The 19,177-nt window shown below is 35.5% G+C and carries 18 protein-coding genes; 16 read left to right on the top strand and 2 right to left on the bottom strand.

Annotated features, from left to right (window positions below):
- Positions 1-14 precede the first annotated feature (14 nt).
- The 9 genes from mscL (at position 15) to AC1RNE_RS10435 (ending at position 9,136) form a co-directional block, all read left to right on the top strand.
- A complete protein-coding gene (gene mscL, locus AC1RNE_RS10475) occupies positions 15-326 on the top strand; it encodes a large conductance mechanosensitive channel protein MscL (RefSeq protein WP_492800923.1) in 312 nt (103 codons plus the stop codon).
- Positions 327-467: 141 nt separating this feature from the next.
- The gene (murD, locus tag AC1RNE_RS10470; protein WP_492800922.1) at positions 468-1,811 is read left to right on the top strand and encodes a UDP-N-acetylmuramoyl-L-alanine--D-glutamate ligase; all 1,344 of its coding nucleotides are present in this window, start codon (positions 468-470) and stop codon (positions 1,809-1,811) included.
- Between the two features lie 32 nt (positions 1,812-1,843).
- Entirely contained in the window at positions 1,844-2,989 is a 1,146-nt protein-coding gene (locus AC1RNE_RS10465) for an FtsW/RodA/SpoVE family cell cycle protein (protein ID WP_492800921.1), read from the top strand.
- A 110-nt stretch (positions 2,990-3,099) separates the two neighbouring features.
- Positions 3,100-4,194, top strand: a complete 1,095-nt coding sequence (murG, locus tag AC1RNE_RS10460) for an undecaprenyldiphospho-muramoylpentapeptide beta-N-acetylglucosaminyltransferase (RefSeq protein ID WP_492800920.1) — start codon at positions 3,100-3,102, stop codon at positions 4,192-4,194.
- A gap of 79 nt (positions 4,195-4,273) precedes the next feature.
- Positions 4,274-5,005, top strand: coding sequence for a hypothetical protein (locus tag AC1RNE_RS10455; protein ID WP_492800919.1), 732 nt, complete (start codon positions 4,274-4,276; stop codon positions 5,003-5,005).
- A gap of 193 nt (positions 5,006-5,198) precedes the next feature.
- Complete coding sequence (locus AC1RNE_RS10450) at positions 5,199-5,624, top strand: heavy-metal-associated domain-containing protein (protein WP_492800918.1); 426 nt, start codon at positions 5,199-5,201, stop codon at positions 5,622-5,624.
- Positions 5,625-5,812: 188 nt separating this feature from the next.
- The gene (locus AC1RNE_RS10445; protein ID WP_492800917.1) at positions 5,813-6,643 is read left to right on the top strand and encodes a group I truncated hemoglobin; all 831 of its coding nucleotides are present in this window, start codon (positions 5,813-5,815) and stop codon (positions 6,641-6,643) included.
- Between the two features lie 514 nt (positions 6,644-7,157).
- Complete coding sequence (hemA, locus tag AC1RNE_RS10440) at positions 7,158-8,444, top strand: glutamyl-tRNA reductase (protein WP_492800916.1); 1,287 nt, start codon at positions 7,158-7,160, stop codon at positions 8,442-8,444.
- Positions 8,445-8,524: 80 nt separating this feature from the next.
- Positions 8,525-9,136 carry a DUF4230 domain-containing protein gene (locus tag AC1RNE_RS10435; protein WP_492800915.1) on the top strand — a complete coding sequence of 204 codons (612 nt, stop codon included), beginning with the start codon at positions 8,525-8,527 and terminating at the stop codon, positions 9,134-9,136.
- 43 nt (positions 9,137-9,179) lie between these two features.
- Here AC1RNE_RS10435 and AC1RNE_RS10430 read toward each other — a convergent pair whose 3' ends face one another.
- Positions 9,180-9,848, bottom strand: coding sequence for a YggS family pyridoxal phosphate-dependent enzyme (locus tag AC1RNE_RS10430; RefSeq protein ID WP_492800914.1), 669 nt, complete (start codon positions 9,846-9,848; stop codon positions 9,180-9,182).
- Positions 9,849-9,974: 126 nt separating this feature from the next.
- Between AC1RNE_RS10430 and AC1RNE_RS10425 the strand changes: the two genes are divergently transcribed.
- The gene (locus tag AC1RNE_RS10425; protein ID WP_492800913.1) at positions 9,975-10,943 is read left to right on the top strand and encodes a DUF8428 domain-containing protein; all 969 of its coding nucleotides are present in this window, start codon (positions 9,975-9,977) and stop codon (positions 10,941-10,943) included.
- Positions 10,944-11,188: 245 nt separating this feature from the next.
- On the opposite strand, the gene AC1RNE_RS10420 is transcribed toward AC1RNE_RS10425, so the two are convergent.
- The gene (locus AC1RNE_RS10420; RefSeq protein WP_492800912.1) at positions 11,189-12,058 is read right to left on the bottom strand and encodes a helix-turn-helix transcriptional regulator; all 870 of its coding nucleotides are present in this window, start codon (positions 12,056-12,058) and stop codon (positions 11,189-11,191) included.
- A gap of 189 nt (positions 12,059-12,247) precedes the next feature.
- Between AC1RNE_RS10420 and AC1RNE_RS10415 the strand changes: the two genes are divergently transcribed.
- The 6 genes from AC1RNE_RS10415 to AC1RNE_RS10390 all read left to right on the top strand — a co-directional run bounded on the left by AC1RNE_RS10415 (position 12,248) and on the right by AC1RNE_RS10390 (position 18,958).
- The gene (locus AC1RNE_RS10415) at positions 12,248-14,674 is read left to right on the top strand and encodes an outer membrane beta-barrel protein (protein ID WP_492800911.1); all 2,427 of its coding nucleotides are present in this window, start codon (positions 12,248-12,250) and stop codon (positions 14,672-14,674) included.
- 116 nt (positions 14,675-14,790) lie between these two features.
- Positions 14,791-15,597, top strand: a complete 807-nt coding sequence (locus AC1RNE_RS10410; RefSeq protein WP_492800910.1) for a crotonase/enoyl-CoA hydratase family protein — start codon at positions 14,791-14,793, stop codon at positions 15,595-15,597.
- Between the two features lie 72 nt (positions 15,598-15,669).
- Positions 15,670-17,334 (top strand): DNA repair protein RecN, encoded by a 1,665-nt coding sequence (gene recN, locus AC1RNE_RS10405; RefSeq protein WP_492800909.1) that lies wholly within the window; start codon positions 15,670-15,672, stop codon positions 17,332-17,334.
- 80 nt (positions 17,335-17,414) lie between these two features.
- The gene (locus AC1RNE_RS10400) at positions 17,415-17,807 is read left to right on the top strand and encodes a hypothetical protein (protein WP_492800908.1); all 393 of its coding nucleotides are present in this window, start codon (positions 17,415-17,417) and stop codon (positions 17,805-17,807) included.
- A 21-nt stretch (positions 17,808-17,828) separates the two neighbouring features.
- Positions 17,829-18,488 carry an SCO family protein gene (locus tag AC1RNE_RS10395; protein WP_492800907.1) on the top strand — a complete coding sequence of 220 codons (660 nt, stop codon included), beginning with the start codon at positions 17,829-17,831 and terminating at the stop codon, positions 18,486-18,488.
- A 23-nt stretch (positions 18,489-18,511) separates the two neighbouring features.
- The gene (locus tag AC1RNE_RS10390) at positions 18,512-18,958 is read left to right on the top strand and encodes a c-type cytochrome (RefSeq protein WP_492800906.1); all 447 of its coding nucleotides are present in this window, start codon (positions 18,512-18,514) and stop codon (positions 18,956-18,958) included.
- The last annotated feature ends 219 nt before the right edge of the window (positions 18,959-19,177 follow it).

The following is a 19,177-nucleotide window of genomic DNA, read 5'->3' as shown; positions in this document are numbered from 1 at the left end:
AAAATACTCAGACAATGCTAAAAGAATTTAGAAAATTTATTGCCCAAGGAAATGTCCTTGATTTGGCAATAGGAGTAATTATCGGAGGCGCTTTCGGTAAAATTGTTACTTCATTAGTAGATGATATCCTGATGCCATTAATAGGAATAGCAATAGGAGGTGAACATTTCGCAGGATTGTCTGTCTTGGTAGGCAAAGCCGAGGTAAAGTACGGAAGTTTTATTCAGGTTGTAGTGCAGTTCTTAATTATTGCTTTTGTGATTTTTGTGATTATAAAAGCTGCTAACAAAATTGGATTAACGGATAAAACGATAGACGAAAAATGATAAAGTGATTTAATATCACTCAATGAAGCCCAAAGTGTAATAACTTTGGGCTTTTATTTTTACAAGGGAAATAGTAGAAGAGGGCAGAGATTTTGGTTACTTTGCAAATTGAATTTTTAGAGATTAATAAAAGGCTGTAATATGAAAAAAATCGCAATCTTGGGCGGAGGAGAAAGTGGCGTTGGGGCAGCATTATTGGCAAAAGCAAAAGGCTTTGAAGTTTTCCTGTCGGATAAAGGTATTTTATCAGATAAGTACAAAGAGATATTGAATCAGAACGAAATTCCTTTTGAAGAAGGAGAACATACTGAAAGCAAAATTCTGGATGCTGATGAAGTAGTAAAAAGCCCTGGCATTCCAGATAAAGTAGCATTAATTCAGAAGTTAAAATCACTCAGAATCCCTATTATTTCTGAAATAGAATTAGCGTCTCGTTATACCAAAGCAAAAATTATCGCTATTACGGGTAGCAACGGAAAAACTACTACTACACTCTTGACCTATCATTTACTAAAAAATGCGGGCTTGAATGTAGGCTTAGCAGGTAATATTGGCGAAAGTTTTGCCAAGCAAGTAATTGAAGATAAGCTTGATTATTTTGTATTGGAACTTAGTAGCTTCCAGTTAGATAATTGCTTTGAGTTTAAAGCTGATATTGCCATTTTGTTGAATATCACGCCCGACCATTTGGATAGATATAACTACGAATTTCAGAACTATATTGATTCTAAGTTCAGGGTATTACAAAATATGACACCAACTGATAATTTTATTTTTTATAAGGAAAGCGAAGCACTAGCTAATGAACTGACTAAAAAAACATTTCCTATAAATTATCTACCAGTTTCATTACAAGAAAAAGTAGCTGAAGGAGGCTATTTTCTGGATGAAAACCTAGAGGTTACTTATCAAGGTAATCATTTTTCATTTCCTCAGGCAGATTTACCTATCAAGGGATCTCATAATGCTATTAATGCCATGTCTGCTATATTAGTAGCCAAGGTATTGGGTATCGAAAACGATAAAATAACGGAAGGACTCAAGACTTTTAAAAGCGTAGAACATCGCCTAGAGCCTTGTGGGGAAATAGGGGGCGTAAAATTCGTAAATGATTCAAAAGCAACTAATGTAGATTCTGTTTTTTATGCATTAGGAAGTTTCAACGAGCCAATCGTGTTGATTATGGGTGGGGTTGATAAAGGAAATGATTATAGTCAGATTGAAGCCTTGGTGGAACAAAAAGTAAAGGCCTTAATCTGTATGGGTACGGATAATCAGAAGCTACTAGATTTCTTCGGGAAAAAAGTGCCATTGATTTTTTCAGTGGATAGCCTGACAAAAGCTGTAGATTTAGGACAAGAAGTTGCTAGTCAGGGAGACGTAGTGTTACTTTCCCCTGCTTGTGCAAGTTTTGATTTATTTAAAAATTATGAAGACCGCGGTCGTCAATTCAAAGAAGCCGTAGCAGCACTGACAATTGCTTAAAGAGAAATTTCATTCAAAAATATTAGTAACAAATGGTGACAAATTGGTTAAAGGATAACCTAAAAGGTGATCATCAAATATGGACGATTGTAGCTACTTTATCAATGATAAGTATCATTGTAGTAGCAAGTGCTTCAGGAAAATTAGCGGTGATGGTGAATGGTGGAGGTATTTTTTATCATATCATCAAGCATATTATTTTGGTATCGTTGGGACTTGGCTCTATGTGGTTTTTTCATCGATTAGACTACCATCGTTTTGCGATGTATTCTAATGCAGGCGTAATTCTGTCTTTCGTGTTATTGATTTATGCCTATAAATTTGAACAAGGAATTAACCACGCCAATCGTTGGATTCACGTTGGAGGATTAACTTTTATGCCCTCCGATTTAGCCAAATTGTCTTTAATTACCAACTTGGCAGCCATGCTGGCCAAGCGACAGCACGTTAATTATACTTTCAAAGAAATTTTACCAATGATTATCAAAATCATTTTGGTATGTTCGGCCATTGCACTTACTAACGTTTCTACGTCTTTACTTTTATTTACTACTTGTTTCTTATTGATGTTTTTTGGGCGAGTTCCCAGTCAATATTTGTTAATGGCCTTAGTCGGTATTTTTATTACCGCTACTTTGCTGGTCATGACAGGAACGGGGAGTCGTATTGAAACGGCTCGAAATCGTGTGATTAACTTTGCCAGCAATTGGAATGGGAATAAACGCAAGGATGCCTCACAGACTACCGACTACCAAATAGAGCGAAGCTTTTATGCCATTGCTAATGGAGGTATTGTAGGAAAAGGACCGGGAAAAAGTCAGCAACGATATTTTTTGACAGAATCTGAATCAGATTTTATTTATGCCATTATTATTGAAGAATGGGGCATGATTGGCGGAGTAATTGTATTGGGGCTTTATCTATGGTTTTTGTACAGAGGCATGAAAGCTGTAGATAGTTCTGGACGAGCCTTCGGGGGCTTACTTTCAGCAGGATTAACCTTTAGTTTAGTCATCCAAGCCATGGTACACATGGGCGTTGCTACAGGACTTGGGCCTGTAACAGGGCAAAACTTACCTTTACTAAGTATGGGAGGTAGCTCGTTGTTATTCACTGGTGCAATGGTAGGCATTATTATTGCAGTCAGTAGAGACAAAGTGAAAAACCCGATTTTATAGGATAGTTAAGCTATTTGTGTTTAGTCAGCAACATATATTTTAGCATACAATCGCCTAAAAAGTATTACCTAATCAATCACTTTTTAAGCACATCATTAATAAACATTCAAATGACAAAAGTCATCATCTCTGGTGGAGGAACAGGCGGACACATATATCCAGCCATTGCTATTGCTAATGCATTAAAAGAAATAAATCCTGACATTGAAGTTTTGTTCGTAGGAGCAGAAGGAAAAATGGAAATGGAAAAAGTGCCTAAGGCAGGTTATCCCATTATTGGTTTACCAATTGCAGGTATCAATCGTTCTAATGTATTAGCTAACCTTAGTTTTCCACGGAAATTAATAGCGAGCTTAAGCGAAGCAAGAGCCATTATTAAAGATTTCAAACCTGATGTGGCGGTTGGTGTAGGCGGATATGCTTCAGGCCCTTTGCTATTGGCGGCTTCTATGATGGGTATACCTTATCTGATTCAAGAGCAAAACTCTTATGCCGGTGTTACAAATAAATTCTTGGCTAAAAAAGCCCGAAAAATTTGTGTGGCCTATCCCAAAATGGATGCCTTTTTTGCGGCTGAAAAAATAAAAATGACAGGAAACCCTGTCAGAAAAGATATTTTAGAAGTAAAATCAAAAAAAGACGAAGCATTAAAACATTTTGGACTAGAGGCTGATAAAAAAACAGTATTGGTCATAGGAGGAAGCCAAGGAGCGAGGACAATTAATGAAGCCATTGATGCAGGCTTGACCAACTTAGTGGGTGCAGGTTATCAGGTTGTGTGGCAAACAGGGAAGCTTTATATCGAAAGAGCTAAAACTACAGCCAGTGTTTTCAAAGGACAAGTATATGTTTCTGATTTTATTTATGAAATGGATTTAGCCTATGCTGTGGCAGATGTAGTAGTTTCTAGAGCAGGAGCTTTGTCGGTTTCGGAATTGTGTTTAGCCGCTAAACCAGCTATCCTAGTGCCTTTGCCTACAGCCGCTGAAGACCATCAGACGATGAATGCCATGAGCTTGGTGAACAATGATGCCGCTATTTTAGTGAAAGATATTACTGCCCGAGAAACTCTTGTGAAAGCAACGATAGATTTGCTCCAAGATGAAGCAAAGCAAGCTGTTTTGAGTAAGAATATTCATCAGTTAGCCAAACCAGAGGCAGCCAAAGAAATAGCGGGAGAAGTATTGAAGTTGATTAAAAAGTAAAAGCTAATGGATGTTTTATGCGAAAGGTTATTCAATCTTCGTTCATTACTTAATCGTAATTTATATCCTGAATATTTCAATGAATAGAAAAATATTATTGTTCATTTTAGGCTTTTGCTTATGTATCAACAATTTTTTGAACGCTCAGTCGATTGCTGGTGTATGGCAACAAGTAAATGCAAGTGGCAATACAGCAACCTTGATTTGCACTGAAAACTATTTGATGTTTGCTGTATATAAAGTAAGCGACAAAAAACTTGTCAGTAGTGGTGGAGGGAGCTTTGAAATATTGAAAGCTGATGCTAAAACAATTTTGTCTTACAAAAGAGATTTCAACACAGAAGATTCTACGTTAGTTGGTTTAACAGTAGCCAATATATTTTTTATCGACAATAAAAAATTGACAGTTGTTCAAGGCCCTTTAGCAGGCACTTGGTCTCGGATAGAAGAAAAGGCTAGCCCAACACCTCTGTCAAAGGCTCTCTGGCGATTACGGGCTAAGGAAGATAAAGACTTTAAAATGCAAACCGTATTTAAAGGGCCTTTTAAAACAATAAAAATATTATCAGGTCAATACTTTCAGTGGGCGAGTTTCAATATTGATACCCATCAATTTTTTGGCACTTTTGGAGGCGTTTTTAGCAAAAACAAAGAGAAATATACTGAAAAAATCAGTTTTTCGTCTAAAAATATCAAAGAAGTAGGTACTTCCTTCCAATACGATTGTGTATTAAATGGCAAAGATTGGATTCATGCTGGACAAACATCAAAAGGTGAAAGAACCCATGAAATATGGGAAAAAGGCTATTAATAGGATATAATTTAAGTTTTAAAACAATCAAAAAGGGAGGAAGGTCTAATTAGATATTCCTCCCTTTTTGATTGTTAGACAAAAAAAGTATAACCTACGCAATCCAAGCATCAATGTACTGCGTAGATATGTTTGAAAGTGTAAGAATTGAATTATGAAACGATAAGAATTTTAAAATAAACATCTGCCCGCCATGCAAAAGTTGAAAAAAATATTCAAAGTAACGAGCATAATCATTTTAAGCCTTTTTGTTGGTTTTGTGATTTATGCGAACTGGGAAGAACCGCCACTTGCTGATCGCTTAAATTTAAAGCCAATTTCCCTAGCTGTTTTTAATCTTAATCATGAATTATCTGTACAAGATAGCTTAGACATCGCCAATAAACTATCCACTAACACAGGTATTACTGCTGCCACAGTAAATCGTATGGGAAGAACAGTTAGTGTCACTTTCCATGAAGATGAAACCTCAGAAGAAGCGCTTAGTAAAGCGATTACTTCTGGGGGCTTCAGTCCAACAAAAGTAGATTTTACAGCTTTTAAAGGGCCACAATGCCCAGTACCGACCGAATACATAGATTTTATATTAGGAGCCAAGAAAGCTTTATGCTTCAGATAATATATTTATTCCATTACCCATCCCATTTTAACCGATACCCTTCGTCTATATTACGTTAATTATTAATACTCACTAGTTGTTTTAATTATTCAGCTCTCTTTTTGCTCGTACATTTCTAAAACTAATCGTGAAAGTTAGGCATCTCGAGCGTGCACTACTTTTGCAATCATCGGTAAAATTTTAATAACATGAAAAGAACAATGCGACTATGGGGAGCTTTCCTCATGGCAGGGATGCTTGTGTTTACATCTTGCAAAAAAGATGAAGAAGTAGTAGCGCCAAAATCTCTGTATGAACGCCTCGGCGGAAACACAGCTATCTCTGCCGTTATCGACCAATTTATTGCCAATGTAGCTGCTGATGCTAGAATTAATGCTTTTTTTGCAGATGCCGCTGCTGACCCAGCACGTTTGACTAGATTACGCAATAACCTGATTAATCAAGTTGGAATGGCTACGGGAGGGATGGAAAAATACACAGGACTTGACATGAAAACAGCTCATAAAGGAATGGGAATTGAAGAAACTCATTTTAATGCGTTAGTAGAAGATTTATCTTTATCATTGGATAAATTCAAAGTACCTGCTACCGAAAAAACAGAATTGTTAACGGCATTAGCAGCCATGAAAGGCGATATTGTTGAAGGTTCTACGAGTGTTTATACACGTTTGGGAGGAAATGCTGCGATTACGCTAGTTATCGATGATTTTATCGGAAAAGTAGCTGCAGATACTCGTATTAATTCATTTTTTGCAGCGGCGGCGGCTGACCCTGCTCGTTTGAATCGTTTGAAAATGAATCTGGTCAATCAGGTAGGACAAGCTTCGGGTGGACCAGAAAAATATACGGGTAAGGATATGAAGACAGCCCATAAAGGTATGAACCTAACAGATGCCCATTTTAATGCATTGGTGGAAGACCTTACGGCATCTTTGGTGAAATTTAAAGTTGAGTCGAGGACTAAAATTCAGTTATTGACAGTTTTAGCAAGTTTAAGAGGAGACATTGTAGGACAATAATTTTACTGCTAAAGGGTAAAGGATTTTTTAGAACAGAATATAGTATTCCATCTCATGAATCCCTTTACCCTTTTTCGTTAATTGGTATATAGTTAAAAACTATTGTTATATATAAATTATCAATTTTTACTATTGAAAATCATTGCTTAATTTTGTTTTAGGTTTATAATGCATATAAAATTGCTAACGAATATTAACAATAAAGTTGACAAAAATCAGTTTCGAATATTTAAAACACACCTACCTTTCGGGCAGAATTCAAAAGGCTTAAAAATTGTATTTTTTTTAGAAATAAAGCCAAAGAATAGGGTTGTTATTTATAAGTATTCTAAATTATTGATAAGTATAAATAATTAGCCATTATTAGAACCAATCATAATCATTCGTGTTGTAATTTTACACAATTATTCAATTTGTGAAAATATGGCACACAGTGTTACAAGTTGTTTAATTGTATAGCTACTCACAGAGGCAATTAAACCCTCATTGAAGCGAATCGGAATTGTAAGGAGTCATGGAAAATATTTTCAAAGCATTAAGTTTATCATATAAGTCTGCCCCTTTAGCGGTGCGAGAACAAGTAGCTCTTACTGAGGAGGAAATTAAAAATTTCTCACTTAAAATCAGAGATTTGTTTGGCATTCAAGAAAGCCTTGTTGTTTCTACTTGCAACCGTACCGAAGTATATTACGTAGCCGAACAGAACATCACGGCAGAATTAATCAAAGTATTATTAATTGAAAAAGGAATTACTGATACAGCTTTATATGTTGATTATTTCCATCAACTAAATACACAATCAGAGGCTGTTCAACATCTTTTTGAAGTAGCAACAGGTTTGCATTCAAAAGTAGTTGGTGATTTACAAATACCTAACCAAGTTAAACAATCTTATCAAATCGCTGCTGATTTGAATATGGCTGGCCCATTCCTTCACCGTTTGATGCACACTATCTTTTTTGCTAACAAACGCGTTGCACAAGAAACATCTTTCCGTGATGGTGCAGCTTCAACTTCGTATGCAGCGGTAGCTTTAACGGAAGAAGTAACTAGAAATATTAATAATCCCAAAGTATTAATTTTAGGTTTAGGCGAAATCGGTATTGATGTTTGTAAAAACATGGCAGACCAAGAATTTGCAGAGATTACAGTAATGAACCGTACTCGTGCAAAAGCAGAAAAAATTGCTACTGGTCGTAATTTCAGAATTGCTGATTTTGTTACGTTAGAAAGAGAAATTAAAAGAGCCGATGTAATTATTTCTTCTGTAATGATTGATAAACCAATCGTTACCAAAGAATTGATTGAAAAAATAGGCATCCTTACGTTTAAATATTTTATAGATTTATCAGTTCCTAGAAGTGTAGAAGATAACGTAGAGGATATTCCAGGAGCATTAGTATATAACATCGATAGCCTACGAGTACGTGCTGATGAGGCATTGAAAAGTAGATTAGCATCTATTCCTCACGTACAACGCATTATCACAGAAGCGATTGTAGGATTCGATGATTGGTCAAAAGAAATGGTCGTTTCGCCAACGATTAATAAATTGAAAAATGCTCTAGAGCAAATTCGAAAAGAAGAGATGGCTCGCCATTTAAAGAACCTTTCACCAGAAGAGTCTGAGAAAATCGAGAAAATCACGATGGGAATTGTTCAAAAAATCATGAAGCTACCTGTACTTCAATTAAAGGCAGCTTGTAAACGTGGAGACGCAGACCAATTAGTAGATGTCATCAATGAATTATTTGATTTGGAAAAACAATCAGATACTTCAACTTATAGTCATAGTCACTAATAGGAGAGATATAATACTTTGAGAACCTGCGAATTATTTCGCAGGTTTTTTGTTTTTAGGTAAATATACATTTCAACACTATGCTTATAATTCGCAGATTAGTTCGTATTCTTCCTTTTGTATTGTTGATATTATTAGCGATATGGGCTTGGGAGAAATTTAAAAGTTTAAAAAATCCTTTTGGTGATACTGAACCAGAGGTATCACATAGTGTACTGCTGCAAAAAATAACCTCAATGGGAAAACTAGAGTTGGTAAAATATAACTTTAGAGATGTGGTAGAAAGCCGCATTAAAAAGAATTTTTTGCCAGATGCCAAAGTATTGCTAATTGTAACGGGCGAGGCCACGGGATGTTTGGATTTGACAAAGATTAGAGTAGCTGATATTACCGAACAAGATAGTGTGCTAGTAGTTCATTTGCCCGAACCAGAGATTTGTAATTATAAAATTGACCATTCGAAGTCAAGAGTTTATAATACTGAATACGCTTTTATGGACGAAGCAAAGCTAATAGATGATGCTTTTAAAAAAGCAGAAGTACAAGTAGAGCAATCAGCCAGAGAAATGGGGATTTTAGACCAAACAAAAAAATCAGCAGAACAGATTTTAAAACCATTTCTGGAAACAGTATCGAAGAAAAAAGTGATTTTGAAATATGCGATGAAAGATAAAAAAAGAGAATTGGGTTAAAAAAAATAGTGGATTAGTCGTCATCAACTAATCCACATAATATTTATCTATGTCCGAAAATAGCAGAACCTACTCTTACTAAAGTAGCACCTTCCTGCGCAGCAATTAGAAAATCACCAGACATTCCCATGGAGATTTCTTTTAACTGAAAGTTCTCTGTTTCAGGATATTCTTGTTGTAATTCATCAAAAAAAGTCTTTAAACTTCTAAATTCTAACCTAATTTGGTTTTCGTCATCGGTGTTAGTAGCCATGCCCATTACACCAACAATGCTGATGTTTTTCATGCTCTTGAATTCTTCAGCATTTAAGAGTTCTTTGACCTCATCTTGTGATAATCCAAATTTTGTTTCTTCCTCAGCAATATAAATTTGCAATAAACAGTCAATTATTCTATTATTTTTAGTAGCTTGTTTATTAATTTCCTGAAGTAGTTTTAAAGAATCAACAGAATGTATCATCGTTACAAAGGAAGCCATATACTTTACTTTATTGCTTTGTAAATGACCAATCAGATGCCATTCAATATCTTTAGGCAGTATTTCCCATTTTTCAACCATTTCTTGGACTTTGTTCTCACCAAAGATTTTACAGCCAGCTTGATAGGCTTCTTCCAAATCAGCAATGGGTTTGGTTTTAGTGACAGCTATCAAACGGGCAGATGTGCCTTGTAACTGTAACTTGATATTATCTAAATTTTTTGCGATGCTCATTCCTCAAAAATTTTGGTAAATACTTGTATTTTTGTGTTATCGGGGGTAAACACTTAGTTTTGCAAAATTAAACCAAACTTATAACGTTTAAAGTTAATACAACCATAAATTATCACATACTAGCCAATGGAGGAGTATAATCCAAATAGACAAAGTGAACAGAAACTTAAAATCGCCGTTGCTGTATTGATTATTTTAGTAACAGCATTAGGGTTTTTATATTTCAGAGAACGACAGTTTAATAAAAGAAATGATGAACTCGGTATTTTACAAGCAAAGGACTTATTAGTCGCCACTACTAAATTAGATTCCATTGAAAACCAATTAAATACCAAAATAATTGAGATTAAACGGTTAGGAGGGGACGTTAGCGAGCTAGTTCGTGCTAAACAGCAATTGCAAAAAGACAAAATAGCCTTACAGAAATCAGAAGGATTTTCGATGAAAAGGTATGAGTCTAAAATCAAGAAGTACCTTACTTTACTCGGCGAAAAAGACAATGAGCTAATTAACCTAAGGAAAGAGAACGGTATTTTAGTCGCCATGAATGATTCGCTCAGCAAAGAGGCTCAGGCATTACTTGAAGATATTACCTATGCCCAAAAAGCGTTGAACGATTCTGCTATCAATTATACGCTTCGCCAAAAAGAATTATCAGAAAGAAATAGAGAGTTATCCGAGAAGGTCTCGCAAGCATCGGCTTTGCATGCTGAAAGTATCAATGTATATGCGATTTCTACGAAAGGAAAAGAAAGCGATGGGGGTGTGTATAAATCAAAGAAGGTTGATAAAGTAAGAATCACTTTTTATTTACAAGAAAATCCTTTGACAAGCCGTGAAGCAAAAGTAATCTTTTTAAGAATCATTGACCCACAAGGACAGTCGATTGCGGATATGAGCACTGGTTCAGGCAGTTTTACGTATAAAAATAAAGAGGTTACCTATACTGCTAAACAGAAAATTGTTTACGATAATAGTCACCAATCTGTTGAGTTTGTATATAGCCGTGGACAAGCCTACAAAGAAGGCAGACACACCATAGAACTATACGCTGAAGGGTATAAAATAGGGGATGGTTTCTTTGAAGTAAAGTAATAAAAACATGAGTCACCCCGAATTTTTCTTTGAAGTAATGAGTTCTAGAGGTTCTGTATGCATTATAATTTAGTCCTTACTTTTCTTGTCTTGAAACAAGAAAAGTAACAAAAGAAATTCAAGAATTCCTAAACTCGCTATCGCTCAAACAGTAGGAATTCAGTGTTCATCAATCATGAAAAAGCGGTCAAAAAACTAATTTTGATCGCTTTTTTGGATTTAAAAAATTCGGGATAAATCATGTTTCATTTCTTCAAAGCAGAAGGCGTATAACCGTATTTCTCTTTGAAAGCTTTGATAAAGTGAGACACACTTTCGTAGCCTATTTCCATACTAATTTCCGAAACATTCTTCTCCGTTTTTTCAATCTGTAAACTAGCATATTCCAGTCGTTTATTTTTTATCCACAAAGCAGGAGTCGTATTGAACTCTTGTTGGAAGTCTCTTTTAAACGCAGATAAACTTCTTCCCGAAAGTCTTGATAGTTCCTCCAACGACAACGGTTTTAAGTAATATGAATTCATCAAAAACGCCAAATCAGGCTTTTCCCCTTTATACAAGCTAAATAGGATAGATTTAAACTGTTTAGAATGGTCTATTTCCAAGATATGCAAAAGTAATTCTTGGAGTTTTAACCGTAAGAAGTGATTCAAATATTGGGTTTCATGATGAAAGTAAGGGAAAATAGATTCTGTGAATTTATCTAAACTCTCCGTGATTTCTAACACCAATAGTTCGCTGGCATTATTCCACATTCCTTGCAAAGTTTGGCTACGCTGGTATTCTTCAAAGAGGTCAAGATGTTGACTAACAAATTCTTTCAGAAGTTTTTCATTAAAGAAAAACACTAAGCTCCTATAGCTTGCGTCAATCGTTTCTTGCATCACATAATACCCCCTCGGAATAAAAACAACACTGCCCTTGCGGACAAGGATGGTTTGGCTAGGCAAAGTAAAACGCTTCTCGCCATCTAGTACAAAAATCATGGCGTGTTCTTCAAAAAACACTTCGTTTTTTAGCGGTGGGTCTTGATCGCGATAAGCAACGAAGGTCATATCCTGAATTTTCAAGGACTGAAATTCACCAGCGTGTATAAGGGAAGGGACTCTAATCATGGCAAAAATTTATACATTTCTTTTGGTATTTCAATAGTGTTTAGGCAGAAAAATTGAATCTCTATGATACATTTTTTACAATGCCCTGTCCTGAAGTTGAACCTTTGTTAAGAGTTTTTAACTTTTTGAATGCAACATTCTACATGAACTTTGCATCTTCTTAACAAAATCATCAAAACACTAAACGCTATGATCTTTAAACCTACGTTATTTGTATTATTCCTACTTATTACCATTCAGACATTCGGGCAGTCAACTATCTCAGGAATAGTAGTTGACGAAAAAAAGCAAGCTGCTTCGTTTGCTAACATATTAATTTTGAATGAAAAAGATTCTACGATGCTAAAGGGTGCTGTAGCAGATGTAGATGGTAATTTTACTGTTTCACAAATCCCTCATAATACCTATTTGCTATCCATTACTGCTATTGGGTACAAAAAATATTATCAAAAAATTGATGCACGTGCCAATCTGAATGTTGGAAGTATTCAACTGGCATTAGAGTCCAAAAATCTTGCGGAAGTAGAAGTAACTGTTAAGAAGCAATTAATAGAACGTACGGGCGATAAAATGATTATGAATGTGGATGCTAGCCCTGTTACTTCTGGTTTGAATGGCTTAGAACTCATGGAAAAAGTACCGGGCGTTACGGTAGATAGAAATGCTGAGACGATTAAAGTAAATGGAAAAGCTGGCGTAATGGTGATGATTGATGATAGAAAGACCTATCTGAGCGAAGAACAATTGGCTAATTTCTTGAAAACTTTAAAGAGTGATGACATTGATAAAATAGAAGTAATCACGAATCCATCAGCCCGATACGATGCTTCGGGTACTACGGCAATTATCAACATCAAAACCAAAAAAGGAAAGAATTTTGGTACTAATTACATTGTTGATATGGGGGTTGGCTATAGTAATTATAAAGAATATGGCAGTTTCCCTAAAAACAGTCAGGGAATTACGATGAATGCTAAGAAAGGAAAATATACTGTTTATGCCAATCTTAGTAGAAATTATATGACTTGGCTAAATGCTGCCAATGAATACCAAGAATTATTTAAAGGAGACCAAGTTGTTGAAACCCGTAAAAATATTGGTAAATCTTTAGGAAGTGGCGAATCGTGGTCATCTAAGTTCGCCTTTGATTATGACTTTAGCAAGAGTACAAGCCTTGGCGTTTCGTTACAAGGAGCTATTTCTGATAATCCAATACAAAGAACAACTAATCAAGTTAATACACAACAGACGACTACGCAGTTCATTGAGATGCTACGTAACAGAGAATATAATAATAAGAATTTTCTGATTAATACTCACTGGAAGCAAACCTTTGATACGTCTGGAACAGTATTAAATGTTGACTTCGACATTATTGTAAATAGAACAAAATCTAACGATAATTTTCAAACATCTACTATATTAGAAAGTCAACAAAATATAGTGAAAAACCAGATTATTGCTCCCGACAATTCGATAACTTATGCCTTTAAAGCAGATTTTGTTAAAAATATTACCAAAAAAGTAAAGTTAGAAACAGGGTTTAAAACAAGTTTTTCAGATAGTGAAAAAGACTTTAATGACAATTTTAGAGACAACGGAGCATTGGTGAATTCTTATTTCCGTTTCAGACAGAACATCAATGCGGGATATTTTATGTTAAATACTGAATTAAGCAAAACGTTGAACTTACAAGTAGGCTTACGCGGAGAACAGACTAATAATTCAGGGAAAGACAGAGCAGGGCTTGAGCTTTCTGCACAAAACTATTTCAATTTATTCCCTACGCTTTCATTGAATAAAAAAGTAACCAAAGACTATGCTATTTCTTTTGGTTTCTCAAGAAGAATAAACAGACCAGATGCTAACAATTATAATGTGTTCAATCGTTTCTTTTCGCCACAACAGTATGGAAGAGGGAATCCAAATTTGTTACCATCAATCCAAAACAAAGTTTCTTTAACACACACGATTAAAGATGCCTTTAGCTTTAGTTTTGATTATGTAAAAGTAGATCAATTCTTTTCTCAAGTATATGACCTTGATACTACTTTTATCACAGGACGAAGATATATCCGTGAATCGGTTGAAAACGTAAATGGAAAAGTATCATGGTGGAGTTTCAGTACATCTTTACCATTTAATCTTACCAAATGGTGGAATGTGAATGTTAATATTTGGAGCGGTATCAATGTGTATGATTACCAAAGAGAGAATGCTGTAGTAAATGTCAATCAGTTTTATAGTGGAGTTTATATTCAACAAACATTTACGCTTAACAAGACATTATCTGCCGAAATTTCAGGTTATGTAAACTCTGGAGAAACATGGGGTTTTGAAACTAATAAAGCACAAGGAGCTTTCGATTTGGGTATCAAGAAATTCTTATGGGATAAAAAAGGTACACTGAAAATTTCTATACAAGATCCAGCCGATTTGAATCGCTATAGAAATGTAGCCAGAACGCCAGAGTTGATTTCAACAGGAGAATACCGTTGGGATAACCGCAGACTAAGAATCAATTTTACCTATAATTTTGGTAATACTAACGTCAAAGTAAATCAACGTCCGAACGATGGCGGAGGCGACGGAGACAAAGGGGGAGGCAGAAATTAATCGAAATATTTTGCTTTAATCTTGCGTTCCAAAGCTATATCTTCTAACTTCAACATTCACAGAGAAATTGCTGATTTTCAGTTTTTTCTCTGTGAATTTTTTTTATACTCAAAGCTATGGAAACTCTTCAATTAACTATCCAGCATCATATTGCTCATCTTATTATCAATCGTCCTGATAAAGCCAATGCCCTCAATCAAACAGCATGGAATGAAATTTTGAATGTATTTACTGAACTCGACGAAAATCCTGAAGTAAGAGTAATTGTCTTGGAGGGAGGTACAAGCAAGCATTTTTGTGCGGGTATTGATTTAAGCTTGCTGATGTCGGTTACGCAAACACAAACGCCTTGTGATGCTCGACGAAGAGAAAAAATTCGTAAAGATATTTTAAGCCTACAAGCACCCATCAATGCCATTGAAAATTGTTCAAAACCTGTCTTAGTGGCTATTCACGGCGGTTGTATTGGCGGAGGAGTAGATTTGATTTGTGCGTGTGATATGCGTTATTGTACAGACGACGCCTATTTCAGTATTAAAGAAATTGATATGGGGATGGTAGCAGATTTAGGCACCTTGCAAAGATTGCCCAAACTCATTAGCGATGGCTTAGTACGAGAAATGGCCTATACAGGTAGAAATGTAGATGGCAAAGAGGCGAAAGAAATCGGGATAGTAAACCGCACCTTTAGTGATAAAGAAACGATGTTGGTAGAAGTAATGGCATTGGCAACAATGATAGCCCAGAAATCACCTGTTTCTATCAGAGGAACCAAACATATTTTATTGCATACCCGTGACCATTCAGTAGCCGATGGACTAAATTATATGGCTACTTGGAATGCTGGTATGTTACTTTCAGCCGATTTGCAAGAAGCTTTTGAGGCTAAAATGACAAAAAGAGCGACGAAATTTGAAAATTGAATAATAATGTACTCCATATACCTTAGTATATTTGTGAAGAATTGACAGACAAGGCTTTTATGCCAATAACTTATGCTAACGAAGTTACAAATAAAAAACTATGCTTTAATTGAGCATCTCGTACTAACCCCTGATGTTGCCTTGAACATTGTTACAGGCGAAACAGGTGCGGGAAAGTCTATTATGTTGGGTGCCATAGGATTGTTATTGGGCAATCGTGCTGATACTCGTACACTTTTTAATCCTAATGAAAAATGTATCATCGAGGGCGAATTTGATGTTTCTGGCTATATTATCAAGAATATTTTTGAAGAAGAAGAGTTAGATTATGATGAACATTGCGTGATTCGTCGTGAGATTTCCCCACAAGGCAAAACCCGTGCTTTTGTCAATGATACGCCTGTAAATTTGGAGACACTTCGCAGAGTATCCACGCAATTGATGGATGTGCACTCGCAACATGATAATTTACTATTGGGTGCCAACGACTATCAGCTAGAAATAGTAGATACCTTTGCACAAAATCATGAACTGTTAGATAGCTATAAAAAGGATTATCAGGCTTTTTATAAGGCACAAAGAGTATACGACCAACTGAAAGTAGAAGCAAAAGAAAGTAAAAAAGAGTTTGATTATAATGCATTCTTATTAGATGAACTGCAAAAAATCAAATTGAAAGCTGGGGAATTAGAAGTATTAGAACAAGAATTAAATAAGCTAGAGAATGCAGAGGAAGTAAAGTCAAAGTTACTATTATCTGCTGAGTATCTTAATGCAACTGAACAATCAATCATCCCATTGTTGACTTCAACCTTGGCGAATTTGAATAGCATCAGTACTTTTGGTGAGCAATATTTACAGCTAAAGCAACGCTTGCAAAGCTGTTTGATTGAGCTAAAGGACATTGCAGTAGAAGTAGAAAACGAGGCAGAAGAAGTAGAATTGGATAACGAAAAAATTGCTACTATTCAGCAACGCCTTGATATTATCTACAACCTTTTACAAAAACATCAAGTAAAAACAGATGTTGAATTGTTGATTATTCAGAAAGAGTTAGAGCAAAAAGTGAATAAGGTACTCAATATCGACGAGGCTCTTGAAACAGCAAAAGCCGAGGTAGAGAAAACGGAAAAAGAAGTACTGAAAAGTGCTGAGGCTTTGTCAGCCTCAAGACTTTCGGCTTTACCTATTATTGAAAAACAAATAGCTGATTTGTTGAAAGACTTAGGAATGCCTAATGCTAGCTTGAAAATAGAAAATGAAATCATCAAGCCTTCGCCAATGGGTATTAATGTGATTAATCTTTTATTTTCAGCCAATAAAGGAGTTAAGCCACAACCTATCAAAAATGTAGCCTCTGGCGGTGAATTTAGCCGTTTGATGTTGGCGATAAAATACATTTTGGCGAATAAACGAGCGTTGCCAACGATTATTTTTGATGAAATTGATACAGGAATCTCTGGCGAAGTATCCATAAAAGTGGGGAATATGATGCGAGAAATGAGCCGAAATCACCAATTAATAGCCATTACCCATCTTCACCAAATTGCAGCGCAAGGGTCAGCACACTATTTTGTGTATAAAGATAATTCTTCAGATAGAACGGTTTCGAGAATTAGAAAATTAACCAGCGAAGAGCGAGTAATGGAAATAGCCCAAATGATTGGAGGCGAAAATCCATCCAGAGCTATTGTTGAAAATGCTCGTGAAATACTAGGAAAACACCTTGTCAGTTAAAAATATTGACAAAATTCCTAAACGTTAAGGCTTAAAAGTTTGTTATAAAAATATCACATTTCAAACTAAATACCATCAATATGAAGAAAATACTGTTGCCAATTTTAATGCTACCGTTTGTTTTTGCCTGCTCGAAGTCGGAAGACAAACAAAAAAAGATGATTGAAGAAGTAATGGCTGTTCATGATGAGGTAATGCCCAAAATGGATGAAATTATGACTTTAAAAGGGCAGCTAGACTCTGTCGCTAAAGTATCACCTGATTCACTAAAAGCAAAAGACTTGTATGTAGCCTTGGATTCTGCGGATGTGCAGATGATGAATTGGATGGAGAAATATAACCCTGAAGAAGTAAAGGGCAAATCGGAAGAAGTAGTAGTAAAATATTACGAAGAAGAGAAAAACAAAATTGTAAAAGTAAAAGAGCTAACGAATGCTAGTATAGAAGAAGCAAAAGCTTTTTTGAAAAAATAGCCTTCGTGCTTGAAAATTATTATGAAGATAAATGTTGTTCAGTCTTTGTCAGTAATCCTTTTAGTAGTTGCTTTAGCGGGTTGTAGTAAAGCTCCTAAAGAATTACCTTATTTAGGTAATAAAGAACCTATTAAAAAAGTGGTTGATGGTGGTAAAGAAGTGGTTGATACACTTTATCATACCATTCCAGATTTTGAATTTATTAATCAAGACTCTGTGAAAATTACACAAGAGTTTGTTGCAGGAAAAATTTATATAGCAGATTTCTTTTTTACGACTTGTCCTACCATTTGCCCAAAAATGAAAACGCAGATGTTAAGGATTTATGAAAAATATAAAGATAATCCTGATGTAGTATTATTATCTCATTCTATTGACCCACGTCATGATACCCCTGCTGTTTTAAAAGAGTTTAGAAGTAATTTAGGCATTAAAGGCAATAGTTGGCAAATGGTTACGGGCGATAAAGCTAAAATATATGAAATAGGACAAAAAAGCTATATGGTCTCAGCCGCTGACGACCCTACTCAGCCCGGTGGCGTAGTACATAGCGGAGCCTTTATTTTGGTAGATAAAAATCGCCATATTCGCGGTCTTTATGATGGGACTGTTGCTGCAAAAGTAGATAATTTGATGGAGGATATGGAGATACTTTTAAAAGAAACAAGTTCAAATAAATAATTACATTATTGAAACACATTTTGATGTCACCCAGATATATTACCAATAAGCTTAGTTTTGCGTTGTGCTTAATTACCCTGTTTGCCATGACTGCTTGTGATAGCAAAGAGGAGATTAAACGAAAACAGTATTATGTAGACGGACAGGCTTTGTATAAAACGCACTGTGCGAATTGTCATCAAGAAAAAGGAGAAGGCTTGGCAGGATTGTATCCACCGATTGCAGGTTCTGATTTTTTGACAAAGAATAAAGAGTTAGTACTATGTTCGATGCGGAATGGTTTAATGGATACCATTGTAGTAAATGGTAAAACGTATCATCAGCCAATGCCTGCTAATACGCAATTACAAGCACTCGATGTAGCCGAAATAGCAACATTTATTTACAATGAATGGGGAGGTGAAAAAACGATAACCAGTGTAAAAGAGGTTGAGAAAATATTAAAGACTTGTAAAAATAAAGTAGAATAAACATGAGTCATCCAGAATTTTAAAATCATAAAAAAGCGGTCGAAATTAGTTTTTTGACCGCTTTTTTGATTTATGCATACAGGTTATCGTTCCCTTAGGAACACTATATCGGTAGAAGAAGCATCCTATTAATCCCTAAGCCCCATCGGGGCGAAATATTTCGCCCCGATGGGGCTTGGGGAGAATGTTATTTAGAAAATATAACTACCGATATTTCGC

This window comes from Arcicella sp. GW822-FHT02H01, assembly GCF_058802005.1.
This window is presented reverse-complemented; position numbering and strand designations above follow the sequence as displayed.